The 25,793-nt window shown below is 73.5% G+C and carries 29 protein-coding genes; 18 read left to right on the top strand and 11 right to left on the bottom strand.

What is annotated here, in order from left to right; all coding sequences use genetic code 11:
* The 4 genes from J1792_RS19450 to J1792_RS19465 are packed head-to-tail and all read left to right on the top strand — an operon-like array spanning position 1 to position 3,595.
* Positions 1-960: an ABC transporter ATP-binding protein gene (locus J1792_RS19450; RefSeq protein ID WP_207247905.1), complete on the top strand. Its 960-nt coding sequence runs from the start codon at positions 1-3 to the stop codon at positions 958-960.
* Positions 957-1,700, top strand: a complete 744-nt coding sequence (locus J1792_RS19455; protein ID WP_086567976.1) for an ABC transporter permease — start codon at positions 957-959, stop codon at positions 1,698-1,700. The genes J1792_RS19450 and J1792_RS19455 overlap by 4 nt, the downstream gene beginning before the upstream one ends.
* A 43-nt stretch (positions 1,701-1,743) precedes the next feature.
* Complete coding sequence (locus tag J1792_RS19460) at positions 1,744-2,943, top strand: sensor histidine kinase (RefSeq protein ID WP_307843049.1); 1,200 nt, start codon at positions 1,744-1,746, stop codon at positions 2,941-2,943.
* Between the two features lie 16 nt (positions 2,944-2,959).
* Positions 2,960-3,595 (top strand): response regulator transcription factor, encoded by a 636-nt coding sequence (locus J1792_RS19465; protein ID WP_278251581.1) that lies wholly within the window; start codon positions 2,960-2,962, stop codon positions 3,593-3,595.
* A gap of 22 nt (positions 3,596-3,617) precedes the next feature.
* On the opposite strand, the gene J1792_RS19470 is transcribed toward J1792_RS19465, so the two are convergent.
* Positions 3,618-4,457, bottom strand: a complete 840-nt coding sequence (locus J1792_RS19470; protein ID WP_207248151.1) for a transglutaminase family protein — start codon at positions 4,455-4,457, stop codon at positions 3,618-3,620.
* A 64-nt stretch (positions 4,458-4,521) separates the two neighbouring features.
* Entirely contained in the window at positions 4,522-5,535 is a 1,014-nt protein-coding gene (locus J1792_RS19475) for a GNAT family N-acetyltransferase (protein WP_086571040.1), read from the bottom strand.
* 114 nt (positions 5,536-5,649) lie between these two features.
* On the opposite strand from J1792_RS19475, the gene fdxA reads away from it, so the two are divergent.
* Entirely contained in the window at positions 5,650-5,973 is a 324-nt protein-coding gene (gene fdxA / locus J1792_RS19480; protein ID WP_086571042.1) for a ferredoxin, read from the top strand.
* A gap of 108 nt (positions 5,974-6,081) precedes the next feature.
* Complete coding sequence (gene dapC / locus J1792_RS19485) at positions 6,082-7,179, top strand: succinyldiaminopimelate transaminase (RefSeq protein ID WP_086571044.1); 1,098 nt, start codon at positions 6,082-6,084, stop codon at positions 7,177-7,179.
* Positions 7,180-7,267: 88 nt separating this feature from the next.
* On the opposite strand, the gene J1792_RS19490 is transcribed toward dapC, so the two are convergent.
* On the bottom strand, positions 7,268-7,663 hold the full coding sequence (locus J1792_RS19490) for a hypothetical protein (RefSeq protein ID WP_086571046.1): 396 nt from the start codon (positions 7,661-7,663) through the stop codon (positions 7,268-7,270).
* A 299-nt stretch (positions 7,664-7,962) separates the two neighbouring features.
* On the bottom strand, positions 7,963-8,883 hold the full coding sequence (locus J1792_RS19495) for a VldE C-terminal domain-containing protein (protein ID WP_086571063.1): 921 nt from the start codon (positions 8,881-8,883) through the stop codon (positions 7,963-7,965).
* Between the two features lie 74 nt (positions 8,884-8,957).
* On the opposite strand from J1792_RS19495, the gene dapE reads away from it, so the two are divergent.
* Both dapE and J1792_RS19505 read left to right on the top strand, forming a co-directional pair.
* Positions 8,958-10,037, top strand: coding sequence for a succinyl-diaminopimelate desuccinylase (gene dapE / locus J1792_RS19500; protein ID WP_086571047.1), 1,080 nt, complete (start codon positions 8,958-8,960; stop codon positions 10,035-10,037).
* Positions 10,038-10,108: 71 nt separating this feature from the next.
* Positions 10,109-10,858 (top strand): LOG family protein, encoded by a 750-nt coding sequence (locus J1792_RS19505; RefSeq protein WP_086571049.1) that lies wholly within the window; start codon positions 10,109-10,111, stop codon positions 10,856-10,858.
* 22 nt (positions 10,859-10,880) lie between these two features.
* Here J1792_RS19505 and folP read toward each other — a convergent pair whose 3' ends face one another.
* Positions 10,881-11,741, bottom strand: coding sequence for a dihydropteroate synthase (gene folP, locus J1792_RS19510; protein WP_086571051.1), 861 nt, complete (start codon positions 11,739-11,741; stop codon positions 10,881-10,883).
* Positions 11,742-11,848: 107 nt separating this feature from the next.
* Here folP and J1792_RS19515 point away from each other — a divergent pair, with 107 nt between their 5' ends.
* Complete coding sequence (locus J1792_RS19515; RefSeq protein WP_086571053.1) at positions 11,849-12,262, top strand: cell division protein DivIVA; 414 nt, start codon at positions 11,849-11,851, stop codon at positions 12,260-12,262.
* Entirely contained in the window at positions 12,255-12,842 is a 588-nt protein-coding gene (locus J1792_RS19520; RefSeq protein WP_086571055.1) for a DNA-3-methyladenine glycosylase I, read from the top strand. The genes J1792_RS19515 and J1792_RS19520 overlap by 8 nt, the downstream gene beginning before the upstream one ends.
* Positions 12,843-12,930: 88 nt before the next feature.
* Here the strand turns inward: J1792_RS19520 and chcB are convergent, their stop codons facing one another.
* On the bottom strand, positions 12,931-13,731 hold the full coding sequence (gene chcB / locus J1792_RS19525) for a 2-cyclohexenylcarbonyl CoA isomerase (RefSeq protein ID WP_086571056.1): 801 nt from the start codon (positions 13,729-13,731) through the stop codon (positions 12,931-12,933).
* Positions 13,732-14,037: 306 nt separating this feature from the next.
* Here chcB and J1792_RS19530 point away from each other — a divergent pair, with 306 nt between their 5' ends.
* Positions 14,038-14,205 carry a DUF3117 domain-containing protein gene (locus J1792_RS19530; protein ID WP_179198936.1) on the top strand — a complete coding sequence of 56 codons (168 nt, stop codon included), beginning with the start codon at positions 14,038-14,040 and terminating at the stop codon, positions 14,203-14,205.
* Between the two features lie 146 nt (positions 14,206-14,351).
* On the opposite strand, the gene J1792_RS19535 is transcribed toward J1792_RS19530, so the two are convergent.
* Entirely contained in the window at positions 14,352-15,017 is a 666-nt protein-coding gene (locus J1792_RS19535) for an O-methyltransferase (RefSeq protein WP_086571058.1), read from the bottom strand.
* A gap of 248 nt (positions 15,018-15,265) precedes the next feature.
* On the opposite strand from J1792_RS19535, the gene sigE reads away from it, so the two are divergent.
* From sigE to J1792_RS19560, 5 genes are all read left to right on the top strand, one after another.
* On the top strand, positions 15,266-15,970 hold the full coding sequence (sigE, locus tag J1792_RS19540) for an RNA polymerase sigma factor SigE (RefSeq protein WP_372446134.1): 705 nt from the start codon (positions 15,266-15,268) through the stop codon (positions 15,968-15,970).
* A complete protein-coding gene (locus J1792_RS19545) occupies positions 15,967-16,704 on the top strand; it encodes an anti-sigma factor family protein (protein ID WP_086571061.1) in 738 nt (245 codons plus the stop codon). Before sigE ends, J1792_RS19545 begins: the two co-directional genes overlap by 4 nt.
* Positions 16,705-16,811: 107 nt before the next feature.
* Positions 16,812-18,701 carry a S1C family serine protease gene (locus tag J1792_RS19550; protein WP_207247906.1) on the top strand — a complete coding sequence of 630 codons (1,890 nt, stop codon included), beginning with the start codon at positions 16,812-16,814 and terminating at the stop codon, positions 18,699-18,701.
* Between the two features lie 108 nt (positions 18,702-18,809).
* Positions 18,810-19,244, top strand: coding sequence for a sec-independent translocase (locus tag J1792_RS19555; protein WP_086569746.1), 435 nt, complete (start codon positions 18,810-18,812; stop codon positions 19,242-19,244).
* A 116-nt stretch (positions 19,245-19,360) separates the two neighbouring features.
* Positions 19,361-20,050 carry a hypothetical protein gene (locus tag J1792_RS19560; protein WP_086569744.1) on the top strand — a complete coding sequence of 230 codons (690 nt, stop codon included), beginning with the start codon at positions 19,361-19,363 and terminating at the stop codon, positions 20,048-20,050.
* Between the two features lie 82 nt (positions 20,051-20,132).
* On the opposite strand, the gene J1792_RS19565 is transcribed toward J1792_RS19560, so the two are convergent.
* From J1792_RS19565 to J1792_RS19575, 3 genes are read right to left on the bottom strand one after another with little or no spacing between them, the layout of a single operon-like run.
* Positions 20,133-21,293, bottom strand: coding sequence for an Mrp/NBP35 family ATP-binding protein (locus J1792_RS19565; protein ID WP_086569743.1), 1,161 nt, complete (start codon positions 21,291-21,293; stop codon positions 20,133-20,135).
* 42 nt (positions 21,294-21,335) lie between these two features.
* Positions 21,336-21,947 (bottom strand): DUF1003 domain-containing protein, encoded by a 612-nt coding sequence (locus J1792_RS19570; protein ID WP_086569741.1) that lies wholly within the window; start codon positions 21,945-21,947, stop codon positions 21,336-21,338.
* Entirely contained in the window at positions 21,934-23,232 is a 1,299-nt protein-coding gene (locus tag J1792_RS19575) for a magnesium transporter MgtE N-terminal domain-containing protein (protein ID WP_086569739.1), read from the bottom strand. Before J1792_RS19575 ends, J1792_RS19570 begins: the two co-directional genes overlap by 14 nt.
* A 239-nt stretch (positions 23,233-23,471) precedes the next feature.
* On the opposite strand from J1792_RS19575, the gene J1792_RS19580 reads away from it, so the two are divergent.
* Complete coding sequence (locus J1792_RS19580; RefSeq protein WP_086569737.1) at positions 23,472-24,263, top strand: hypothetical protein; 792 nt, start codon at positions 23,472-23,474, stop codon at positions 24,261-24,263.
* 9 nt (positions 24,264-24,272) lie between these two features.
* Here J1792_RS19580 and J1792_RS19585 read toward each other — a convergent pair whose 3' ends face one another.
* Positions 24,273-24,779 (bottom strand): hypothetical protein, encoded by a 507-nt coding sequence (locus J1792_RS19585; protein WP_086569735.1) that lies wholly within the window; start codon positions 24,777-24,779, stop codon positions 24,273-24,275.
* 114 nt (positions 24,780-24,893) lie between these two features.
* Between J1792_RS19585 and J1792_RS19590 the strand changes: the two genes are divergently transcribed.
* Complete coding sequence (locus J1792_RS19590) at positions 24,894-25,775, top strand: DMT family transporter (protein WP_372446163.1); 882 nt, start codon at positions 24,894-24,896, stop codon at positions 25,773-25,775.
* Positions 25,776-25,793: the final 18 nt, after the last annotated feature.

Raw genomic sequence — 25,793 nt, forward strand, 5'->3', positions numbered from 1 at the left:
ATGACCACAACCGCTACCGCGATCACGGGGGACGGGCGGCATCGGACCGGCTCACCCGTGGTCAGCTTCGAGAACGTCAGCAAGAGCTACGGCACCGTGCGGGCCGTCTCCGGCCTGAACCTGGACCTGTACCCCGGCGAGACCGTCGCCCTGCTCGGCCCGAACGGCGCCGGCAAGTCCTCCACCCTCGACCTGCTCCTGGGCCTGCGCAACCCCGACGCGGGCCGCGTCGAGGTCTTCGGCACCACGCCGCAGCAGGCCATCGAGCAGGGCAGGGTCGGCGCGATGCTGCAGTCCGGCGGGCTGATGGAGGACGTGAAGGTCCGCGAGCTGGTGAAGCTGGCCTGCGACCTGCACCGCAACGCGTACCCCTTCGAGCGCGTCATGGAGCAGGCGGGCATCACCGAGATCGCCGACCGCATGGTCAACAAGCTCTCCGGCGGCCAGGAGCAGCGGGTGCGGTTCGCCATGGCCACGGCGGGGGCCAACGACCTGATCGTGCTCGACGAGCCGACGACCGGCATGGACGTCACGGCCCGCCAGGCGTTCTGGGGCGTGATGCGGGAGCAGGCGAACGAGGGCCGCGCGGTCCTGTTCGCCACCCACTACCTGGAGGAGGCCGACGCGATCGCGGACCGCGTGATCGTGCTGCACCGCGGCCGGGTGCTCGCGGACGGCTCCGCCGCCGAGATCAAGGCGAAGGCCGGCGCCCGCCGCATCGTCTTCGACCTCGAGGGGCACATCGGCGAGGCCGCCCTGCGCGAGCTGCCGTTCCTGGCCTCCCTGGAGATATCGGGCCGCACGGTCCGCATCCAGTCCCACGACGCCGACGCCACCGTGCACGCCCTGTACGGGCTCGGCCTCTACCCCCGCAACCTCGAGGTCGCGGGCCTGGGCCTGGAGCAGGCCTTCATCGCCATCACCGACGCCGCGGCCGCCGAGGAGGCGGTTTCCCGATGAACACCCTGATCAAGCTGGAAATCACGCGCACCCTGCGCAACAAGAAGTTCATGTTCTTCTCGGTGATCTATCCGGCGGCGCTCTATCTGATGATCGCGGGCGGCGCGAGCGCCACGGAGAAGGTCGGGAACACAGGCCTCACCCTGCCCCTGATCATGATGGTGTCGATGGCCTCCTTCGGCGCGATCACCGCCGTCCTGGTCGGCAACAGCGAGAAGATAGCCAAGGAGCGGGAGAAGGGCTGGGTGCGCCAGCTGCGCCTCACCTCGCTGCCCGGGCGCGGCTACGTCACGGCGAAGGTCGCCTCGGCCGCCGTGGTCTCGCTCCCGTCGATCCTGGCCGTGTTCGCCGTCGCCGCGATCGTCAAGGACGTGCGCTTCGACGCGGCGTGGCAGTGGCTCGCGCTCACGGCCGTGATCTGGGCCGGCAGCATCGTCTTCGCCGCGCTCGGCGTGGCCGTCGGCTACCTGGCCACGGGCGACGCCGTACGCCCCATCACCTTCATCATCTACTTCGGCCTGTCGATGCTGGGCGGCCTGTGGATGCCGACGGCCGTCTTCCCGCAGTGGCTGCAGGACATCGCGGAGTGGGTGCCCACCCACGCCTACGCCGCGCTCGGCCAGGCCATCGAGCAGGGCGGCGCACCGCATCTGAAGGACGTGGCCATCATGGTCGCCTACCTCGCCCTGTTCGGCGGCGCGGCCGCGTGGCTGTACCGCAAGGACACCCACAAGGCGTGACGTCATGTCATGGCCGCTGCCGGGTCCGGGGGAGACTACGAGGGTGAAGGAACACGGGGACCAGCAGGTGATGGGTGGCTTCATCCAGGTCGGCAGGGCGCCGGAGGACTGGCGGCAGATGATCGCCAAGGGCTGCTGGACCTTCCTCTACATGTCCTACCTCTACTACGCGGTGGAGGACCTGACCGAGGACCGGCACACGGCCGCGGTGACGGCCGTGGGGTGGGTGGCGCTGGTCTCCTTCGTCCTCGGCTACTTCTTCCTGGTCCTCGGCCCGCGCCCGGAGCACCTCGTCCCCTGGCGGAACCGCCTGCTGGGCGGGCTGTACGTGCTGGCGGTGACGCTGACGCTGACCCTCGGGCCGTCGTGGACGGTGCTCCTGGTCTACGTGTCCATCTCCAGCGGCGTCCAGCTGCCGCTGAAGTGGGGGCTGCGGGTCGTTCCGGCCATCGCGCTGACGGTGGCCGCGCTCGGCGTGCTGAACGGGTTCGGCACGGCCGAGATGCTGCTGCTGGTCCTGCCCACGCTGCTGGGCGGCGGGGCGATGATGGCCGTCGTGCAGATGGGCCGCACGATGCGGGAGCTGCGCGAGGCCCGGGCCACGGTGGCGCACCTCGCCGCGAACGAGGAGCGGCTGCGGCTCGCCCGGGACCTGCACGACCTGCTGGGGCACTCGCTCTCGCTCATCACGCTCAAGAGCGAGCTGGCCGGGCGGATGCTGCCGGACAAGCCCGAGGCGGCGGCCCAGCAGGTCGCCGACATCGAGCGGGTGAGCCGGCAGGCGCTGGTGGACGTCCGGGAGGCGGTGAGCGGCTTCCGCCGCCCCACGCTGGACGCCGAGCTGGCCGGGGCGCGGACCGCCCTGGCCGCCGCCGGCATCGCCGCCGACCTGACCCGCGTCTCCGTAGGCCACGCCGACTCCGGCCACTCCGACTCCGGCCACGCCGACCTCGCTCCGGACGAGGAGGGGGCGCTGGCGTGGGCGCTGCGGGAGGCGGTGACCAACGTGGTGCGGCACAGCGGGGCGCGCCGCTGCGAGATCGCGGTCGAGGAGACGGGGGACGAGCTGTGCCTGACCGTCACCGACGACGGCCGGGGGCCCGGGGGCGCCCACGGCAACGGCCTGACCGGCCTCACCGAGCGCCTCGCCCTGGCCGACGGCCGACTGGAGACCGGGCCCGGGCCGCGCGCCGGGTTCCGCCTGCGGGCGTACGTACCGCTCTCACGACGGGTCGCGGCCTGACCTCTACGCTGTCGGCGTGACCTCAGCACCGCCGCCCGCAGATGCCGCCGTTCGTGTCCTCCTCGCCGAGGACCAGTCCATGGTCAGAGAGGCGCTGGCCGCGCTGCTCGGGCTGGAGGGCGACATCGACGTCGTCGCCCAGGTGGCCCGCGGCGACGAGGTCCTGGCCGCCGCCCGCGCCACCCCCGTCGACGTGGCCCTGCTGGACATCGAGATGCCGGGAATGACCGGGCTGGACGCGGCGGCCCTGCTGCGCCGGGAGCTGCCGTGCCTCAAGGTCGTGATCCTCACGACCTTCGGCCGGCCCGGCTATCTGCGCCGGGCCATGGAGTCCGGCGCGGACGCGTTCCTGGTCAAGGACGCCCCGGCGGCCCAGCTGGCCGACGCGGTGCGCCGCGTGCTGCGCGGCGAGCGCGTCATCGACCCCACGCTCGCGGCCGCCGCGCTGGCCGAGGGCGCCAACCCCCTCACCGACCGCGAGCGCGCGGTCCTCGCGGCCTCCGCCGACGGTTCCACCAACGCCGAGCTGGCCGCCTCGCTGCACCTCTCGCACGGGACCGTGCGCAACTACCTCTCCACGGCGATCCAGAAGACGGGCGCCCGCAACCGCGCGGAGGCCGTACGGATCGCCCGGGACAAGGGCTGGCTCTGAGCCGGCCGCGCCCGGGCGGTCCTCAGTTGAGCATGGCCCGCGCGGCGAGCGCCTGCTGGCGGACGGACTCGGCCGCCGCCGGCTCCACGGGGTCGATGACCGCCGCGTACTCCTCCAGCTCGCGGGCGCCGCGGACGAAGTCGCCACGCTCGACGAGGAGCTCGGCGCGTTCGTAGCGCAGCCGGGCCGGGTGGGTGGGGAGCAGCAGGGACAGCTCGACGGCCCACAGCTGGACGTCGCTGCGCTCGGGGCGGGCGGCGGCCCAGGCGCGGATGTTGTTCAGGACGCGCAGGACGATCTCCAGGGGCTCGGCCGGGGAGAACATCGACGGCGCCAGCGGTGCGCCCGTCGCGCCCGCGACGAGCAGGCCCGCCTCCTCCTCGGACAGCGTCCGGCCGCCGTCGAAGGGGTCGGCCAGGACGTGCCGGCCGGCCGGGTCGCCGAAGCCGACGACGAAGTGGCCCGGCAGCGCGACCCCGTACACGGGCGCGCCGGCCCGCCGGGCCACCTCCATCCACACCACCGACAGCAGGATCGGCAGGCCGCGCCGCCGCCTGAGGACCTCGGGGAGCAGCGAGGACTCCAGCCTGCGGTAGTCGGCCGGTGAGCCGTGGAAGCCGCAGCGCTCGCCGAGCAGCCCGGCGAGGGCCTCCGCCCAGCGCCGCGGCTCGGCGTGCCGCCCCAGCGCGGGCAGCAGCCCGGCCAGCCGGTCCAGCTCGATCTGGGCCGCGTCGATGTCCTCCTCGGGCAGCCCCGCGCCGGCCTCCGCGGCGACCATGAGGCACAGCAGCGCGAGGTCGGGCCGGTCCTCCCGGGCCGCCTGGGTGAAGTCCCGCCGTCGTCCGGTGATGTCGTCGTACATGGGTGCCTCGTACCCGCTCGGGGCGGTGGCGCAGCCACCGCCGGTCTCCATGGTGCGACCGCGCTCACGGCCGGCGCAGCGGCTCGCGACGGTAGTGGTAGCCGTGGTGGGTGGTGAAGCCGAGCTCGTCGTAGAGGGCGGCCGCCGGGCCGTTGTCCGTCTCCACCTGCAGATACGCGGCCGAGGCGCCCTCGCTCAGGGCCTGCTCGGCGAGCCGGGCCATCACCAGGGTGCCCAGCCCCTCCCTCCGCCGTTCGGGGCGCACGTCCAGGGCCGCGAAGCCCGCCCAGCGCCCGTCGACGACACAGCGCCCTATGGCCGCCGGGTGCTCCTCGCCGGCCTCGCCGGGCACGGTCGCGAACCACACCGACGGCCCGCCCGTCAGCACCGCCGCCGCGTCCTCGCTCGCCGCGCCCGTACGCCCGTACGCGGCCGTCCAGGCCTCGTCCGGCTCGCGGGTCAACCGCACCCGCCCCGTGTCGGCACCCGTATCGGCGATCGGGGCCAGCGCGGCGGTGCGCATCAGGGCGTGCCGCTCGGCGGCCCAGCCGCGCCGCTCCAGCTCGGCGTCCAGCAGCGCGTCCCGGTCCGGGTCACCCGTCGTGACCTGCACACACGCGCTCAGCCCGCGCTCGGCGTACCAGGCGGTCACCCGGTCCAGCGCGGCCGGCAGCGGCAGCCCGGGGTCGCCCAGGGGCAGCACCGAGTTGGCCCGGGCGGTGAAGCCGCCGGCCGCGCGCAGCGTCCAGTCGCCGAGCCGCTCGCTCTCGCGCGGCGGCCAGCCGCGGGAGGCGGTCTCCTGGAGCTCACGGAGCGTGGCGGCGGGGCCGCGGCGCCGGGCCGGCGTCATCGGCACGACCTTGCCGGCGACCAGCGTGGACTCCGGGATCTCGACGGTTTCGCCGTTCCGGCGTGTGATCCGCAGCACACCGCCCTCCCAGGAGTCGAGCATGCCGACGGCGTCGGTGAAGCGTTCCGGCGACGTGCCGGAGGCGTTCAAGTGCCGTACGGAGACACGCTTGCCCACGTCCGCGGCGTTGATCCGGACTTCCAGCCTTCCGCCCGTGGTGAATTCCACAGCTCTGCCAGCCCCTCTTGTTCGTCATGTGCCCGGGGAGGGAGATACTAGGTGTGGGCATCGACGACGCCGCGCTCCCGCGCGAAATGAGCCCTACCGAGGAGGAACGACAGCGTGACCTACGTCATCGCGCAGCCTTGTGTCGACGTGAAGGACAAGGCGTGCATCGAGGAGTGCCCCGTCGACTGCATCTACGAGGGCTCCCGGTCCTTGTACATCCACCCGGACGAATGCGTCGACTGCGGTGCCTGTGAGCCGGTCTGCCCGGTCGAGGCCATCTTCTACGAGGACGACACTCCCGAGGAGTGGAAGGACTACTACAAGGCGAACGTCGAGTTCTTCGACGAGCTCGGCTCGCCCGGTGGTGCCTCGAAGCTGGGCCTGATCGAGCGCGACCACCCCTTCATCGCCGAGCTGCCGCCCCAGTCCGAAGGCTGAGCGGCACCGCCGCGGCCCCGTACGGCCCTGAGCCGTACGGGGCCGCGGCGTTTCCCCACGCACCACGCACCACCCCTCCCTCACGCAAGAGAGCGAGCAGCGAGCACCGTGAGCGCAGTCTCTTCCCGCCTCCCCGTCTTCCCCTGGGACCGGCTCGAGCCGTACAAGGCCACGGCCGCCGCCCACCCCGACGGCATCGTGGACCTGTCGGTGGGCACCCCCGTCGACCCGGTGCCGGCGGTGATCCGGCAGGCCCTGACCGACGCCGCCGACAGCCCGGGCTATCCCACGGTCTGGGGCACGGCCGCGCTGCGGGACGCGCTCACCGGGTGGGCCGAGCGCCGCCTGGGCGCCGAGGGACTGACCCACGCCAACGTGCTGCCGGTGGTCGGCTCCAAGGAGCTGGTGGCCTGGCTGCCGACCCAGCTCGGCCTCGGCGCCGGGGACAAGGTCGCCTACCCGCGCCTGGCCTACCCCACCTACGAGGTGGGCGCGCGCCTGGCCGGCGCCGAGCCCGTCGTCTACGACGACCCCACGGAGCTCGACCCCACGGGCGTGCGGCTGCTCTGGCTGAACTCCCCCTCCAACCCCACCGGCCGGGTGCTGTCCAAGGACGAGCTGCGCGCCGCGGTGGCCTGGGCGCGCGAGCACGACGTGCTGGTCTTCAGCGACGAGTGCTACCTGGAGCTGGGCTGGGAGACCGAGCCGGTCTCCGTGCTGCACCCGGAGGTGTGCGGCGGCTCGTACGAGGGCATCGTCGCCGTCCACTCCCTCTCCAAGCGCTCCAACCTGGCCGGCTACCGCTCGGCGTTCCTCGCCGGCGACGCCGCCGTCCTCGGCGAGCTGCTGCAGATCCGCAAGCACGGCGGAATGATGATCCCCGCGCCCGTCCAGGCCGCCACCGTCGCGGCGCTGGGCGACAGCGCCCACGTCGCCGAGCAGCGCGCCCGCTACGCCGCCCGCAGGGCCGCGCTGCGCGCCGCGTTCGAGGGCGCCGGCTTCCGGATCGAGCACAGCGAGGCCTCGCTGTACCTGTGGGCGACGCGGGACGAGCCGTGCTGGGAGACGGTGGGGAGCCTCGCCGAGCGCGGCGTCCTCGTCGCGCCGGGCGAGTTCTACGGCGTGGCGGGCGAGCGCTTCGTACGCGTCGCGTTCACCGCGACCGATGAGCGTGTGGAGGCGGCGGTCCGCCGTCTGGCCCAGTAGCCGCTACGCACGACGCCTACGCGAAGGGGGCCCGGGAGATGTACTCCCGGGCCCCCTCGGTGCTTCTCGGTGCCGTGTGCCGGTCCGGTCAGCCGCCCAGCGGAACCTGGGGCAGGCCGCCCTTGGTGGCGCCCTGGACGGTGCCGCCGAGGGCCTGGGCGCCGCTGCCGACGACCTTGCCCGCCTGCTTGTTGACGGCCGGGAGGGTCTCGCTGCCGGCCTTCTGCACCGCGCCGGTGGCGGCCGGTACGGCGGTGTGGACGGCCTTGCTCCCGACGCCCGACGCGACGGATCCGGCCTGCTCGGAGGCGGCGCCGACGGTCTTGCTCGCGGTCGTGGTGTCCAGCGCGCTGACCGGCGCGAGGTCCGTGGCCTGGGGCAGCGCCGCCGCGCTGGCGGAGCCGGCCGCGCCGACGACGGGAGCGGCACCCGCCGCGACGAGCAGGGCCACGCGGGCGATCCGGCGCGTGAGGGGGAGGGACATGTTGCTCCTTTGACGGAGTGGGAGTTCGGTTGCAGTCCGGCGAGCGGACGCTGTGACTACCGCGTGAGCCCCTCGAAGGTTGCGGTGGGCCAAGGTAAAGAGTAAGTAATGCGTCGCATAATCAGCTCTACCGAAACCCCGTCAAACCGGTCAGGTTGTCAATCGATCGGCAAGGCCGAAAAGCCTTTGATCACAAGGTCGACGGGGGTCCGTCGGGCAAGCGTGCGGATGGCGGGAGGCGGCGCGGGGTGCGGCAACTCCCGTATGCGGCACTTACCTCCGGAGAGGGGACGATCGCACTAACGAACGGTCGTGATGCGAACGGTCCCGGCGGCGTCCCCGGCCGCCTCACGGCCGGACGCCCGCCAGCCGTCCGCGGAATCCTCCGCCGTCCACGCCCGGCCGCCGAAGGAAACGCGCTCGATGCGCAGTTCCGCCGCATGGGCCACCGCCCAGGACGCCAGCTCCCAGCCGCGCCGGGCCGGCTCGTCCGGCGCCGCCTCCCGGTCCGCCCGCACCGGCACCACCACCGTGCGCGACGCGACCGCCCCGGCGCGGCCCGTGTCGGCCATCGTCGTGGCCGGCGCCCCGGAGCCGAACTCGCGGGCCAGCTTCGCCCGCACCGCCACCGGATCGCCCGCCTTGCCGTCGTCCGGGCTCTTCGTGCAGCTGAACGCGCCCGCCGCGCGGCCCGTCAGACCCGAGGCCAGCAGCGAGGCGTCCGGCTCGTGCTTGGCGTACGCCTGCGGGAAGCCGCTGCGCTGCACCTTCTGGGCGGCCACCGTCAGCGGCAGCCGCGAATAGCCCGGCACCCGCACCAGGTGGTCGTAGAACCTCCCGGACGCGTAGACCGGGTCCGTGATCTGCCGCGCGGTGCCCCAGCCCTGGGTGGGCCGCTGCTGGAAAAGGCCCAGCGAATCACGGTCGCCGTGATGGATGTTGCGCAGCCCCGACTCCTGCATCGCGGTCGCCAGCGCGATCGTCACCGCCCGCTCCGGAAGCCCGCGGGCGGACCCCACGGCCGAGATCGTCGCCGCGTTCACGGCCTGCTCGGGGGAGAGGGAGTACGACTCGCCGTTCGCCCGCACCACACAGCGCGGAGCCCCCGGACCGCCGGTCACCAGCTGCGCCACCACGTACCCGACCAGCGCCAGCAGCACGGCGCAGGCGGCCACGGTACGCAGCAGTCGGCCACGGCGGGTGACGATGATCCGGGACATGCGGGCCACGTTACTTCAGAGACCGGTCCCGGACCGCTCCGGACCGTACCGGCGGTCGCGTTAGGCTCGCCGGCATGGATCACACCGCACTGGACCTGTCCCTCGACGCCGTCGCCCTCACCGCAGCGCTCGTCGACTTCCGTTCCGAGAGCGGTGACGAGAAGGCCCTCGCCGATGCCATCGAGCGCGAACTGCGCGCCCTGCCGCACCTGACCGTCGACCGCCACGGCAACAACGTGGTCGCCCGCACCCACCTCGGGCGCGCCGAGCGCGTCGTCCTGGCCGGGCACATCGACACCGTCCCCATCGCGGACAACGTCCCCTCCCGGCTGGACGGCGACGGCGTCCTGTGGGGCTGCGGCACCAGCGACATGAAGTCCGGCGTCGCCGTCCAGCTGCGCGTCGCGAAGACCGTCACCGCGCCCAACCGCGACCTGACCTTCGTCTTCTACGACAACGAGGAGGTCGCCGCCCACCTCAACGGCCTCGGCCACGTCGCCGAGGCGCACCCGGACTGGCTGGCGGGCGACTTCGCCATCCTCCTCGAGCCCTCCGACGGCGAGGTCGAGGGCGGCTGCCAGGGGACGCTGCGGGTGATCCTCAGGACCGAGGGCGAGCGCGCCCACTCGGCGCGCGCCTGGATGGGCTCCAACGCCGTCCACGCCGCGGCCCCGGTCCTCGCCCGCCTCGCCGCGTACGAGCCGCGCCGGCCCCTCGTCGACGGCCTGGAGTACCACGAGGGCCTCAACGCCGTACGGATCGAGGGCGGCGTCGCCAACAACGTCATCCCCGACGCCTGTGCCGTGACGGTGAACTTCCGCTACGCCCCGGACCGCACCGAGGAGGAGGCGCTCGCCTACGTGCGCGAGTTCTTCGACGGCTGCGGCGTGACGGAGTTCGTCGTCGACGACCACTCGCCCGCCGCCCGGCCGGGGCTGACCCACCCGGCGGCCGTGGCCTTCATGGAGGCCGTCGGCGGCGCGGCCCGGCCCAAGTTCGGCTGGACGGACGTGGCCCGCTTCAGCGCGCTCGGCGTCCCCGCCGTCAACTACGGCCCGGGCGACCCGCTCTACGCCCACAAGCGGAACGAGCACGTGGTGGCCGAGCGGATCACGCGGTGCGAGGAGCGGCTGCGGGCCTGGCTGACGAGCTGACGGTACGGCCCCCTAGCGGGCCTACCCTGAAGCGCATCGAATCCGACGACATGCAGCGGAGGGAGCTCGGTATGGTCCATTCCGAGGGGGCGCGCGCCCCGCGGGAGCAGCGCCGGGGGCCGGTCGTACGGCGGCAGAGCCAGATGCAGGCGGGCACCACCGACCAGCATCTGCTGGACACCCGGGGGGCGGCCGACTGGGTGCACGAGGACCCGTTCAGGGTCCTGCGCATCCAGTCCGAGTTCGTCGAGGGCTTCGGCGCGCTGGCCGAACTGCCCCCGGCGATCAGTGTGTTCGGCTCGGCCCGGACGAGTCCGGGCTCGCCGGAGTACGAGGCCGGCGAGGCCATCGGGCGCGGCCTGGTGGAGGCCGGCTTCGCGGTCATCACCGGCGGCGGGCCCGGCGCGATGGAGGCCGCGAACAAGGGCGCGATGGAGGCCGGCGGCGTCTCCGTCGGCCTCGGCATCGAGCTGCCCTTCGAACAGGGGATCAACCCCTATGTGAACCTGGGCGTGGACTTCCGGTACTTCTTCGTCCGCAAGACGATGTTCGTGAAGTACGCGAGCGGGTTCGTGGTGCTGCCGGGCGGCCTCGGCACGCTGGACGAGCTCTTCGAGGCGCTCACGCTCGTCCAGACGAAGAAGGTCACCCGCTTCCCGATCGTGCTCTTCGGCACCGCCTACTGGCAGGGCCTGGTGGACTGGCTCACCCACACCCTCGTCGCCCAGGGCAAGGCCGGACTGCAGGACCTGCAGCTGTTCCACATCACCGACGACGTGGAGGAGGCCATCGGCGTCGTCACGAAGGAGGCGGGCGCCTAGCCGGCCGTCCGCCGCCGGGCCGTCAGGCCAGCCCTCGCCGGGCCACCGCGGGCGCGCGGTGGCCGGCGATGGAGGCCACCATGTCCAGCACCTGCTTGGTCTCCGCCACCTCGTGGACGCGGTAGACCTGAGCACCCAGCCACGCCGAGACGGCCGTCGTGGCGAGCGTGCCCAGGACGCGCTCCTTGACCGGCTTGTCGAGGGTCTCGCCGACGAAGTCCTTGTTGGACAGCGAGACCAGCACCGGCCAGCCCGTCCGCGTCATCTCCTCCAGGCGGCGGGTGGCCTCCAGCGAGTGCCGGGTGTTCTTCCCGAAGTCGTGCCCCGGGTCGATCATGATGCCGTCGCGCCGCACCCCGAGTTCCACGGCCCGCTCGGCCAGCCCGACCGTGACCCGCAGGATGTCCTCCATCACGTCGTCGTAGGCGATGCGGTGCGGCCGGGTGCGCGGGGCGACGCCGCCGGCGTGGGTGCACACCAGCCCCGCCCCGTAACGGGCCGCGACCTCGGCCAGCTTGGGGTCCGCCCCGCCCCACGCGTCGTTGAGCACGTCCGCGCCCGCCTCGCAGACCGCCTCGCCGACCTCGTGCCGCCAGGTGTCGACGCTGATGACCACGTCCGGGTGACGCCGGCGCACCTCGGCCACGAAGCCGACCGTCCGCCGCGCCTCCTCCTCGGCGTTCACCTCGGCCCCGGGGCCCGCCTTCACCCCGCCGATGTCGATGATGGCGGCGCCCTCGGTCACGGCCTGCTCGACCCGGGCCAGGGCGGGCTCGTCGGCGAAGGTGGCCCCCTGGTCGTAGAACGAGTCGGGGGTCCGGTTGACGATCGCCATGATCACCGGCTCGTGCGTGTCGAACTCGCGTCGTCCCAGCCGCAGCATCTTCGGTACTCCCTCTCCAAGGTCCGCCAGCGACCTTAACTGTCAGTGCGGCATGGCACGATCGGGGTGGACGGTTTGGCTGACGGAGGACATACGGGGAGACAGCCGTGTTCTGGTTCTTGCTCATCGCGCTGGTCGTGGTGGTCGCCGCGGTGACGCTCGCCGTCGCCGGGGGCGGCAGCGGCGGTGTGCTGCCCGAGGCCGGGCAGGACCGGATGGCCTGGCCGCTGCCGGCCGGCCGGCAGCTGGGCCGTGCCGACGTGGAGTCGCTGCGGCTGCCGCTGGCGTTGCGCGGCTACCGCATGACGGAGACCGACGACGCCCTGGACCGGCTCGGCGCCGAGCTCGCCGAGCGCGACGCGCGCATCGCCGAGCTGGAGGCCGCGCTGGCCGGGGCGCAGGCGGCGGCGATAGGCGGCCTCGGGCTGATGCCGCGTGGGACGGACGCTGCCGACGCGGCCGGTGCGCAGGACGCGCCGCGGGCCGGGAAGGCCGCGGAGGAGGGGGAGAAGGATGAGTGACGGCGGAGCGGTCATCGGGCCGGACGGGCTGGCGCGCTGCCCGTGGGGCCTGGAGGCGGAGTCCCGCGCGGACTACCGCGCGTACCACGACACGGAGTGGGGCCGGCCGGTGCACGGCGACGACGCGCTCTACGAGCGGATATGCCTGGAGTCCTTCCAGTCCGGGCTGTCGTGGCTGACGATCCTCCGCCGCCGGGAGGGATTCCGGGCCGCCTTCGCGGACTTCTCCATTCCCAAGGTGGCGGCCTTCACCGCGGCGGACGAGGAGCGGCTGCTGGCCGACCCGGGCATCATCCGCAACCGCGCGAAGATCGCGGCGGCGCTGGCGAACGCCCGGGCGGCGGCCGAGCTGGCACCGGGTGAGCTCGACGGGATCGTCTGGTCGTACGCCCCGCCCGCCGGGCGGCCCGCGCCACGGACGTTCGCCGACGTGCCCGCGATCACACCGGAGTCGACGGCGCTGGCCAAGGACCTCAAGAAGCGGGGGTTCCGCTTCATCGGTCCGACGACGGCCTACGCCCTGATGCAGGCGTGCGGGCTGGTGAACGACCACCTAGCGGACTGCCACGTACGAGGCTGAGGTCCGGAGCCCGGTCCGGGGCGCGGGGCGTCCAGGGCCCCGGACGCGGCTCCGGACGCAGCCCCGGTCGTGGCCCCGGACCGTCGGGTCAGCGGCCGACGAAGCGCGGCTTCTCCTTGCCGAGGAAGGCCGCGACGGCGATGCCGTGGTCCTCCGACGCGCCCGCCCTCTCCTGCAGCTCGTCCTCCTTGGCCAGGGTCTCCTCCAGAGAGTGGTCCGCCCCGTACGCCAGCGACTCCTTGATCGCCGCGTAGGCGGCCGTCGGGCCCTGCGCCAGGCGCCGGGCCACGGCCTCGGCCTCGGCGGCGAGGTCCGCCGCCGGGACGACCTTGTTGGCGATGCCCAGCTCCCGGGCCTCCTCCGCGGTGACGTTGCGGGGGAAGAGCAGCAGATCGCTGGCCCGGCTGTGGCCGATGAGGCGGGGGAGGGTCCAGGAGACTCCCGAGTCGGCGGTGAGGGCCACCCCGGCGAACGAGGTGTTGAACGAGGCGGAGTCCGCGACGACGCGGTAGTCGGCCGCGAAGGCGAAGCCCGCGCCCGCGCCCGCCGCGACGCCGTTCACCCCGGCGACGACCGGCTTGGGCATCCGGGTGATCGCCGTGACGATGGGGTTGTAGTGATCCCTGACGGTGTCCATGGTCACGCGCGTGCCGTTCTCACGGTCGGCCGCCAGGGAGGCCACGTGCTCCTTGAGGTCCTGCCCGACGCAGAAGGCACGGCCGGTGGCGGTGAGCAGCACCGCCCGTACCGCCGGGTCGTCGGCGGCCTGCCGCAGGACGTCGCGCAGGGCGACCTTGGTCTCGGTGTTCAGCGCGTTCATGGCATCGGGACGATTCAGCGTGATCGTCGCCAGCCCGTCGGTCACCTCGTACAGCACGGCGTCCGCCATGTGCGGTCCCTCCCTCGGTCGGCTGCGGATGGGCTCAGCATGCCGGAGATCATCGGGCCCCGATATGTGACCTGCGTCAAAGAATCGAGGGACATAGTGCCCTCCGGGGGGATGGACGAGGGGCGTCCGATCCCCGAATTGAGTGGTTTTGCGGCAGCGCGTTGCCGAAGGGTTGCCGACTGATGTTGGTCATTGGGTCGCGCGATGCGGGATAATGGCCTGGAAGCAATGTGTTCGATGCCGGTGACGCGTGCCCTTCCAGAGGGCCGTCGGCACGATGAGCTGGTTTCAGGAAGGGGAACGAGCATGGCGGCCATGAAGCCGCGGACGGGCGATGGCCCGCTCGAGGTGACCAAGGAGGGGCGGGGCATCGTCATGCGGGTTCCGCTCGAGGGCGGCGGTCGTCTCGTCGTCGAGCTGACCCCGGACGAGGCCAAGGCTCTCGGCGAGGCCCTGGAGAAGGTCACCGCCTGACGCACGGCACCACGAATTCTCCCGCACCGCCCCGGCCACCGGCTCACCCCGGTTCCGGGGCGGCGGTGTGTCCGCGGCCGCCGACCCGGCCGTTATGGTCGTCACCGGCGTACGCCGCCCCCGGCCGGACACCGCCCCCACCTGCCTCAGCCGCGCCGGACCGCGCACAGCAGCCCGTCGCCCACCGGCAGCAGGGACGGCACCAGCGCGGTGGACTCCCGCACGGCCCGCAGAAGTTCGCGCACCCGCTGCACCTCGGCGGGCGGCAGGGCGGAGTCGACGGTACGGCCGTCGGCGAAGACCCCCTCGAAACAGACCAGTCCGCCCGGGCGCAGCAGGCGCAACGATTCGGCTAGGTAGTCGAGGCACTCCAGTCGGTCACCGTCGCAGAAGACCAGGTCGTAGCCCCCGTCGGCCAGCCGCGGCAGGACCTCCAGGGCGCGGCCGGGGATGAAGCGCGCGCGGTTGCCGGCGAAGCCGGCGGCGCGGAACGCCTGCCGGGCGAACTGCTGGCACTCCGGGTCGCTGTCGACGGTCGTCAGCACTCCGTCCGGGCGCATGCCGTGCAGGAGGTGGATGCCGGAGACCCCGGTGCCGGTGCCGATCTCGGCGACGGCCTTGGCGTCCACAGCGGCGGCGAGCAGGCGCAGCGCCCCGCCGGTGCCGTTCGACACCGAGCGGAGACCTGCCTCGTAGGCCCGGTCCCGGGCCCAGCGCAGCGCCTCGTCCTCGGCGACGAACACATCGGCGAACGCCCAGCTCGTCTGCTGGTTGCCGGTAATGGCCCTCTCCTGTCCCCGTAGTCGACGCAACCGTGACTGTATCCGCTGACCACGGGAACTCGCAGATGGGACCGGGCGTTGGAAGGGCCGAGGGGTACGTGGAACGGCGGGAACCGCAAGCTCCGGCCGCTCGTCGCTGATCATGGCGGGATGAGAACAAAAACCGGGTCAAAAATGCTTATCCGGAGCTAACGGGCGAGGTGGATATGGTAGGGGCTCCACTGGACACCACCAGAGCCGACAGGGGAGGTGCGGCTGCGGGCCGCGACCGCCGGGGAGTGCTGAGGCGCTTCCGCAGGTCCGCTCCCGAGCCGAAATCCGTGACCTACACCGCTGACCGTTCCCACACCGCTGCCTCCGCAACCACCGCGACCTTCGCCACCGATGCGGACCCGTCGGCGTGGACCCCTCCCACCTGGGAGGAGATCGTCAGCACGCACAGCGCACGGGTCTACCGCCTCGCCTACCGCCTCACAGGCAACCAGCACGACGCCGAGGACCTCACGCAGGAGGTCTTCGTCCGCGTCTTCCGCTCGCTGTCCACGTACACCCCGGGAACGTTCGAGGGGTGGCTGCACCGCATCACCACCAACCTCTTCCTGGACATGGTCCGCCGGCGCCAGCGCATCCGCTTCGACGCGCTCGCCGAGGACGCGGCCGAGCGGCTGCCCAGCCGTGAGCCCTCCCCCCAGCAGCACTTCAACGACACCCACTTCGACGCCGACGTCCAGCAGGCGCTGGACACGCTCGCCCCGGAGTTCCGCGCCGCCGTCGTCCTGTGCGACATCGAGGGCCTGTCCTACGAGGAGATCGCCGCGACGCTCGGCGTGAAGCTCGGCACCGTCCGCAGCCGCATCCACCGCGGCCGCTCCCACCTGCGCAAGGCGCTCCAGCACCGCTCGCCCGCCGCCCGGGCCGAGCAGCGTGCCGTGGCCGTCGCGGCGCCCGGCCTGCCGTTGGGTGGGGAGGTAGGGATCGCGTGAGCGGTTCAGGCGGTCAGTCCCCCGCCGAGATCCATCTCGGCGACCGCCTCGCGGCCCTGGTCGACGGGGAGTTGGGACACGACTCGCGGGAGCGGGTGCTCGCGCACCTCGCCACCTGCTGGAAATGCAAAGCGGAAGCCGACGCGCAGCGCCGGCTCAAAAGCGCGTTCGCCCAGGCCGCGCCACCGCCGCTGTCCGATTCCCTGCTGGCCCGGCTGCAGGGCCTGCCGGCCGGCGGGACCGGCGACGACCGCGGCGGCGAGCGGCCCGGCGGCCGGGATCGCGGTGACGACGCGGGAAGAGGTGGCCTCGGCTCCCGGGCCGAGGAGTTCGCCCTGCTGCCGGCGGCCGTCGGCGCGCCCCGTGACCGCGGCTTCCGCGTCCATCCCGTCCCCCGGGCCGGCCAGGACGCCCGCGGCGGCGGTACGCGCGGGCGCCGGTTCGCCTTCGCGGCGGCCGGAGCGGTCTCGCTGGCGGCGTTCGCGCTGGTCGGCGCCCAGCCGCTGGAGACGGCCGTGGAGACGCCCCGGGCCCGGGGCGGCGGCCCCACCGCGGCGACGACCTCCCTCGCCATGACGCCGGGTCACCACTTGGAGCGCGACGCCGTCCACACGGCGACCACGCTGGGGGCGCCCCCCTCCCTCGGGGTCTCCCTGCTGCGTCCCTCCGACGCCCCGGTGCTCCCGCCGCTCGTCCGCAGCTACCGGGCCCTGTCGGAGGCCCCGGCCCGCTGACCCATCCCCACCGCCCTCTCCGCACACCCGTCAGGACCTGGTGTAATCGTCGTTGGGGCGCGCGTGCTTTCGGTATGCGCGCCTCCGGACGAACGGTGGGGAGAGGGATGGACGAGGGGAAGGCGCGGTCCTCCGCGCCCAAGCCGCAGTGGTGGCAACGACGACGCCCACGTACCGGCGAGCAGCCGGAAGCGGATCAGTGGCTCCTGCCGGAGGCGGCGCCGGTCACGCCCGCCGTGCCCGGCCCCGAGGCGACCGGTGGCGCGCCCGTGCCCCTGCACGCGCCCGACCCGTACGGCACCCCTCCCTACGGCCGCCCCGGCCCCTGGGCCCCCGCCCCGCCCGTCCAGCGCCCCACGGTCACCCCAGCCCACGGCACGGCTGTTCCGGGCGCGCCGGCGTATCCGCAGCCGGGTCCGACCCCGGCCCAGGGCACGCCGGTGCCGGCCGCGTCGCCGTATCCGGGCCACACCCTGCCGCAGGACGCCGCCCCCGCCCCGGCGTACGGGCAGCCGGCCGCTTCCGCGGCGGCCGAGGAGCCGGCGGACTTCCCGCTGCCCGCTCCGGCCGCCCCGGCAGCGGATGTCCCGGCCGCGGCGGGAGACGCCGTCGTGCCGCCGCACGCGCCGGCGGATGACCGGCCCCACCTCGGCGTCACCCCGCCGCAGGGCACGGCCGTACCGCCCGTAGCAGCCCACCCGCAGGCATACCCGCAGGCCGGCCCCCAGGGCCACCCTGGCCCGGCCCCCGCCGACGGCACGGTCATGCCCGCGCCGCACGCGCACGCGCACCCACACCTCACGCCCGGCCCGGAGGGCCCCTGGCAGTACGACCCCTGGGCGGCGTCCGCGGCCGCCGCCGCGGTCGCGGCCGGGGCGCCGGCGCCGGCGAAGGTGCCGTCCAAGGGGCGGATCCTGGCCGGGGCGGCCGTCGTCGCGGTGGTCGCCGGGGCGATCGGCGGAGGCCTCGGGGCGTGGCTGGAGCGGGACGGCGGGATGGGGCACAGCGTGACGCTGCCCCAGGCGTCCGCCGAGGCGGGCGACAGGCCGGCCGGGAGCATCGCCGGGATCGCCGCCCGGGCGCTGCCGGGCGTGGTCACCATCCACGTCAGCGGCAGCGGCGAACAGGGCACCGGCACCGGCTTCGTCCTGGACAACAAGGGCCACATCCTCACCAACAACCACGTGGTGCAGCCCGCCGGCTCCGGCGGCTCCATATCCGTGACCTTCAACGGCGGCCAGACCGCCAAGGCCACCCTCGTCGGCCGGGACGGCGGCTACGACCTGGCCGTCATCAAGGTCTCCGGGGTCTCCAACCTCACCCCGCTGGCCCTCGGCAACTCCGACTCCGTACGCGTCGGCGACTCCGTCGTCGCCATCGGCGCCCCCTTCGACCTCGCCGGCACGGTCACCACCGGGATCATCAGCGCCAAGGAGCGCCCGATCACCGCCGGCGGCAAGAAGCAGGACGGCAGCGACGTCAGCTACGTCGACGCCCTGCAGACCGACGCCCCCATCAACCCGGGCAACTCCGGCGGTCCCCTCATGGACTCCCGGGCCCGCGTCATCGGGGTCAACAGCGCCATCCGCTCCGCGGGCGAGTCGGAGTCCGGCGGTCAGGGCGGCAGCATCGGGCTGGGCTTCGCCATACCGATCAACCAGGCCAAGCGGGTCGCCGAGGAGCTGATCAACACCGGCCGGGCCACCCATCCGGTCATCGGGGTCTCCCTCGACAACGCCTATACGGGCGACGGCGCCCGGGTGAACTCGGACGGCGGCGACACCAAGGGCGTCACCTCCGGCGGCCCCGCCGACAAGGCGGGCGTCCGTCCCCGGGACGTGATCAAGAAGGTGGACGGGGTGTCCGTGCACAGCGGCAGGGAGCTGATCATCAAGATCCGCAGCCACCGTCCGGGCGACTCCATGACCCTGACCGTCGAGCGGGACGGCAAGGAACAGGACCTGCGGCTGACCCTCGGGTCGGCGAGTGCTCGCTGAGCCTCGGCCCGTTTTGGGCCGAGGTGTCTCCCACCTGCCCCCGTGGGCCAGGTACCGTGATAGACGGCCTGGACCCTCGGCCACCGACGCCACAAGGAGCTGTGCAACGTGCTCGACATAGGACCCCTCGAGCTGGTCGCGCTCGTCGTCCTCGCGGTGCTCATCTTCGGGCCCGACAAGCTGCCGAAGCTGATCCAGGACGTGTCGAGCACGCTGCGCAAGATCCGGCAGTTCTCCGACAGCGCCAAGGAGGACATCCGCTCCGAGCTCGGCCCCGAGTTCAAGGACTTCGAGTTCGAGGACCTCAACCCCAAGACGTTCGTCCGCAAGCATGTGCTGGAGAAGGACGAGCTGGGGCTGAAGGAGATCCGCAACGGCTTCGACTTCTCGTCCGAGATGGCCGACGTCACCGACGCGGTGCACGGTCGCACCTCCGAGCCGCAGTCCTCGGCCGCCCCCTCGGCGGGCACGGGGGACCTGCTCAAGAAGCGTGAGAAGGTCCAGGACGGCGAGCGTCCGCCGTTCGACGCCGACGCCACCTGAGCCCGTGTTGGCCGCGCCCCATTGACGGGGGTGGCTATCCTCCCTTTGTTCGGGGTGCCGTCGCGCGCGATGGGCCGGTGCCCACGACGAAGGGGCTACGAGGAGGCGCCGCGCAGATGGAGACGACGAGTCGGGTGGGGGCGCAGGGGGCCGACGCGTCCGCCGGTCAGGCGCAGGGAGCGTCGCAGGGCGGGTCCGGTGACCGGCGCTCGGTCGACGGCTACCTCCTGGCGTCGTTCCCGTGGTACGGCCTGGACGAGGCGTACACCGGACCACGCTGGCTGATGCAGGTCGGCGCCGCCGCCGACGGCACCGTGGAACACGGCGCCACCGGCCACGGCACCGAACCCACCCTGCGGCTGGAGCGGGCCGACCCGGGCGCCGCCAAGCAGCGCTTCGCGGTCGTGGTGACCGTGGCCAGCCGCCCGGTGCGGCGCAGCGCCGACGGCACGGGCGTGCTGGAGGCCACCTCCGTCTCCTCCGCGGCCTGGCTGGCCGGCTCCGGCCTGCTGGCGTGCACCTGGCCGGCCGCGATGGAGCGGGCGCTGCGCCAGGACTGGCTGGACCAGCAGACGGCCCTGGCCTGGGAGCTGGCCGACCAGCTGGACGAGGGCCCGTGGTCCTCGCTGTCGCTGCCGGTGGACGGCGTGCCGACCGACTTCCGCTACCGCGAGTCCGAGTACGGCTGGGTGCTGGCCGGCTCGCCCGAGGAGGGCGGGGTGCACCTGGGCGCGTACGGGCGGGGGATGAGCGCGTACGGCATGGGCTTCTCGGTGATCAAGGACATCGCCACCTACCGGGACTGAGCCCGGGACGGCGTACGCGTAAGGGGCGGCCTCAATGGAGGCCGCCCCTTACGCGCGTGCTCCGGTGCGCCCGGAGCCTCGCTCAGAACTTGTTGCGCGGCGTGATGCCCAGCGACATGCCGGACAGGCCGCGCTGGCGGCCGCCGAGCTTGCCCGCGATGGCCCGCAGGGCGCTGCCCGCCGGGGACTCGGGGTCGGTCAGCACGACCGGCTTGCCCTCGTCGCCGCCCTCGCGCAGGCGGACGTCGATCGGGATGGAGCCGAGCACCGGGACGTTGGCGCCCGTGGTCCGGGTCAGGCCGTCGGCGACCTTCTGGCCGCCGCCCGTGCCGAAGACGTCGACCATCTCGTCGCAGTGCGGGCAGGGCAGCCCGGACATGTTCTCCACGACACCGACGATCTTCTGGTGGGTCTGCACGGCGATCGAGCCGGCGCGCTCGGCGACCTCGGCCGCGGCCTGCTGAGGGGTCGTCACCACCAGGATCTCGGCGTTCGGCACCAGCTGGGCGACCGAGATGGCGATGTCGCCCGTGCCCGGCGGCAGGTCCAGCAGCAGCACGTCGAGGTCGCCCCAGTAGACGTCCGCGAGGAACTGCTGGAGCGCGCGGTGCAGCATCGGGCCGCGCCAGACGACGGGGGCGTTGCCCGGAGTGAACATGCCGATCGAGATGACCTTCACGCCGTTCGCCGACGGCGGCATGATCATGTTCTCGACCTGGGTGGGGCGGCCGTCCGCGCCCAGCATGCGCGGGACGCTGTGGCCGTAGATGTCGGCGTCCACGACGCCGACCTTCAGGCCGTCGGCGGCCATGGCCGCCGCGAGGTTGACCGTGACGGAGGACTTGCCGACGCCGCCCTTGCCGGAGGCGACGGCGTAGACGCGGGTGAGCGAGCCGGGCTTGGCGAAGGGCACCTCGCGCTCGGTCTGGCCGCCGCGCAGGGAGGACGCCAGCTCGCGCCGCTGCTCGTCGCTCATCACGTCCAGCTCGACGCTGACGCCCGTCACGCCCTCGACGCGGGCGACGGCCTCGCTCACCAGCGAGGTGATCTTGTCCCGCATGGGGCAGCCGGCGACCGTCAGGTACACCGCGACCGCGACCGAACCGTCCGCCGCGATCTCCACCGATTTGACCATCCCCAGGTCGGTGATGGGTCGCTGGATCTCGGGGTCGTTGACCGTCGCGAGTGCGGCGCGGATCGCGTCCTCACCCGGTGCGGCGGTTCCGTACGTGTCGGTAGCCATGGGTCGATGGTACGGCCCGGCGGGGGTGGGGAGGAAAGACTCTCAGCGGTCGCCTTCCTCACTCTCGCGCGGGAATACCCGGCGCTCGTCCAGCTCTCTGACCAGGTCCTCGAACTCCGAGCGGATCCAGTCCCGGGTGGCCACCTCGCCGAGGCCCATGCGCAGCGAGGCGATCTCCCGCGTCAGGTACTCGGTGTCGGCGATGGAGCGTTCGTTCTGCTTGCGGTCCTGCTCGAGGTTGACGCGGTCGCGGTCGTCCTGGCGGTTCTGCGCCAGCAGGATCAGGGGCGCGGCGTAGGAGGCCTGCAGCGACAGCATCAGGGTCAGGAAGATGAACGGGTACTGGTCGAACCGCAGGTGGTGGGGTGCGGAGCTGTTCCACACCACCCACAGGACGATGACGACCGTCATCCAGACGATGAACCGCCCGGTGCCCAGGAAGCGGGCGATCCGCTCGGAGCCCCGGCCGAAGGCCTCCGGGTCGTACTCCGGCAGCCAGGTCCGCCGCTTGACCCGGGGCAGGTCCAGGCGCACCCGCGGGCGCGGGTGGCCGTGCGGGTGGACCGCCTCCGCCTGCGCCCTCGCCCGCTCGGCCCGGTCGCCGCGCTCGGCGCGGCCCGGCCCGTACTCCCGCCCCCGCTCATCGCCCGCCATCGACGCCCTCCGGCAGCTCGTCCATGCCCGGTGCACCGTGGTACAGCTCGGTCTCCCGCCAGTCCTCGGGCAGCAGGTGGTCCAGGACGTCGTCGACGGTCACCGCGCCCAGCAGCGAGCCGCTCTCGTCCACGACGGGGGCGGCGACCATGTTGTACGTCGCCAGGTAGCTGGTGACGGCCGGCAGCGGGGTGTCCGGGGGCAGGGGGCGCAGGTCGGTGTCGGTGATCGAGCCGACGAGCGTGAAGGGCGGGTCGCGCAGCAGTCGCTGGAAGTGCACGGTGCCCAGGTACTTGCCGGTCGGGGTCTCGTCCGGCGGGCGGCAGACGTAGACCTGGGCGGCGAGGGCGGGGGAGAGGTCGGCGTTGCGGACGCGCGCGAGGGCGTCGGCGACCGTGGCGTCCGGGCGCAGCACGACCGGCTCGGTGGTCATCAGGCCGCCGGCCGTCCGCTCCTCGTAGGACATCAGCCGCCGGACGTCGGCGGCCTCGTCCGGACGCATCAGGGTCAGCAGCCGCTCCATCTCGTCCTCCGGCAGCTCGGAGAGGAGGTCGGCGGCGTCGTCGGGGTCCATCGCCTCCAGCACGTCGGCGGCGCGTTCCTCCTTCAGCTTGCCGAGGATCTCGATCTGGTCGTCGTCCGGCAGCTCCTCCAGCACGTCGGCGAGCCGGTCGTCGTCCAGGGCGGCGGCGACCTCCGCGCGCCGCTTGGGGGAGAGGTGGTGCAGGACGTTGGCGAGGTCGGCGGGGCGCAGCCGCTCGAAGGTCGCCAGGAGGTTCTCGGCGCCCTGCCCGTGCTCCTCCAGGGAGAAGCCGGTGACGGCCGACCACTCGACGGTCAGCGTCTCGCCCTTGCGGCGCAGGGCACCGCCCTTGCCGCGGCGGACGAAGACCTTGTCGATCTCCCAGTCGCGGCGGGCGGGCAGCTGGGTGATGGACACGTCCAGGACCGTCACCTCCTCGCCGCCGTCGACCAGCCGCACCCGCCGGTCGAGCAGCTCGCCCAGGACCAGCGTCTCGGTCGGGCGCTGCTCGAAGCGCCGCATGTTGACCACGCCCGTGGTGATGACCTGGCCCGACTCCACTCCGGTGACGCGGGTCATCGGAATGAAGATCCGGCGGCGGCTGACGACCTCCACGACGAGCCCGAGCACGCGCGGCGGGCGGCCGCCGACGCGCAGCATCGCCACCACGTCGCGGACGCGGCCCACCTGGTCGCCGTGGGGGTCGAAGACGGCCACGCCCGAGAGGTGCGAGACGAACACCCGGTAGGCGCCTGCTGCCATGGCCGCGTGCCTCCTGCCTGGCCGGGATCCCGTACGGGGATCCGCCGACGGATCCGCCGGCGAGGCCCGCCGACGGGATCGGATGTCCGATTCAGGCTAACGTGACCCGCTTCGCCCCGCCGGGGGGCGAGGGCCGTACGGAATCCTTGCGCTCCCGGCACGGACTCCCGGCTTCCGCCGTCCGGCGGCCCGGGTACGCTGCGGCCGTATCCCAGCGGTAACAGGAGGCATGAGCAGACGTGCGTACCCGTAACGCGGCTCTCGTGGGGGCCCTGTGCGTCGGCCTGTCCGCGGCGCTCACGGCCTGCGGCGGCGCCGCCGCCGAGGACCCCGACGCGGGGACCAACGGCGTCGGCAAGCTCGAGGCCCCCGCCATCCAGGACAAGGCCCGCGCGGCCGCGCGCAGCGCCGAGGCCGTCCACCTGTCGGGCAACGTCGTCAGCCAGGGCCGTACGTACCGCATCGACATGCGCCTGAAGAAGAACGGCGGCATGGGCCGGGTCTCGTCCTCCTCCGACGCCAGCGCGTTCGAGCTGCTGCGGGTGGGGGACGAGCTGTACCTGAAGGCCCCGGCCGGCTTCTGGGCGAAGGGCGCCTCGCCCTCGGCGTCCGCGGCGCCCGCCCCCAAGGCCTCCGCCTCCAAGTCGGGGGACGCCGCGGCGGCGGCCGGCAAGCTCGACGACAAGTACGTCAAGGTGCCCTCGGACGACCCCTCCTACCAGCAGTTCAAGGGCTTCACCGACAAGGACGTGCTGCTGGACGGCCTCCTCGGCCTGCACGGCGAGCTCGCCAGAGGCGAGCGCGGGTCGGTGGGCGGCGTCCGCACCGTCCGGGTCACCGGCGCCAAGGGCGGCGGCGGCACGCTGGACGTCTCCCTCGTCGGCACGCCCTATCCGCTGCGGGTGCAGCGCGCGGGCGGGGCCGGGCAGCTGGAGCTCGACGGCTGGGGCAAGGACTTCGCGCTCGCCGTCCCCGCGAAGTCGCAGACCGTCGACTACGGCAAGCAGCTGCGGATCCCCAGCGGCGGCTGACGCGGCCTTCTAGCGCTTCTTGCGCCCCCGCCGCAGCAGGCGCGGCAGCGCCGCCGGCATCGGATGGCGGGTCGTCGCCGGGGTCGGCAGGGGAGTGGCGGCCAGGGAGCCGTCCGGAAGGTCGCCGGAGGCGCCCGTGGGCGCCAGACGCAGCACGCGGCACGTCGTGGCCCACCGCTCCTCCAGCCGCTCCGCGTCCGGCGCGTTCAGGCGCTTGCCCTTGAGCTCGGCCACCGCGGCCGTCCACTCCTCGCCGCGCGGCGCGAGCTCGCCGACGGACGCGGTCCAGGAGACGATGCGGCCGCCCTTGTCCTTGCTGCGCACGGTGACCGTGGCCGTCGCGCCGTCGTCCAGGCCGAGCCCGTCCACCGGCTGCTCGCCGGGGCCGCCCACCAGGTACGCGGCGCCCTCGTGCCAGACGTGCCACAGGGCACGGCTGGGCCCGGAGGGGCCCTGCACCCAGATGAGGCCGGACTTCTTGGTGGCCTCTTCGATCAGCGCCTGCGTCATGGTCATGCGCCCTACCTTAAGCGCGGCCCCTACGCTGGTGACGTGAGTGCCGCCCCCACCCGAAGCGACGCGAAGCCGGGCCGGACCGCCGCCCCGGCGGCCTCCTCCACCTCCGTCCGCGTGGAACTGCTCCTGCTGGCGGTCGCCATCGCGGGCGTCTCCCTGTCCGCGCCGCTGATCGCGGCCACCGCCGCCCCTGCGCTGGCCATCGCCTTCTGGCGCAACGCCATGGCCGTCGGCGCGCTCACCCCCTTCGCCCTGTGGCGGCACCGCGCCGAGCTGCGCGGCGTCGGCCGCCACACGGCGCTCCTGGCGGTCGCCGCGGGCGCGCTGCTGGCCGTGCACTTCGGCGTCTGGCTGCCCAGCCTGCGGATGACCTCGGTGGCCTCCTCGACCGCCCTGGTCACCACCACCCCCATATGGACGACGCTGCTGCTGCGCCTGCGCGGCCACCGCCCGCCCGCGCTGGTGTGGGCGGGCACGGCGCTCGCGTTCCTGGGCGTGCTCATGCTGACGGGCGTGGACCTCTCGCTCTCGCCGCGCGCCCTGGCCGGCGACGTGCTCGCGCTGGCGGGCGGCATGGCGGGGGCCGGGTACGTCCTGCTGGGCGCGGAGGTGCGCCGCACGGTGAGCACGGTGACGTACACCTACCTCTGCTACGCGACCACGACCGTGCTGCTGCTGGCCGCGTGCCTGGTCGGCGGCGTCCGGCTCGGCGGCTACGACGGGGAGACCTGGCTGAAGCTGGCCCTGCTCACCGTCGCCGCGCAGCTGCTGGGCCACTCGCTGATGAACCGGGTGGTCAAGGGCCTCGGCCCGTCGGTCACCTCCACCGCGATCCTGCTGGAGACCCCGGGAGCGGCGCTGATCGCCGCGCTGTGGCTGGACCAGCGGCCGCCCGTGGTGGCCTACCCGGCGCTCGCCGTGATCATGGCGGGCCTGGCGCTGGTCATCATGGGGGACCGGAAACGGAAGCCCGTGACCCCCGAGACCGGCGTGTAGGGGCGGCCGGGGCGGCCC

Source organism: Streptomyces triculaminicus (assembly GCF_017349075.1).
Lineage (GTDB): Bacteria > Actinomycetota > Actinomycetes > Streptomycetales > Streptomycetaceae > Streptomyces > Streptomyces triculaminicus.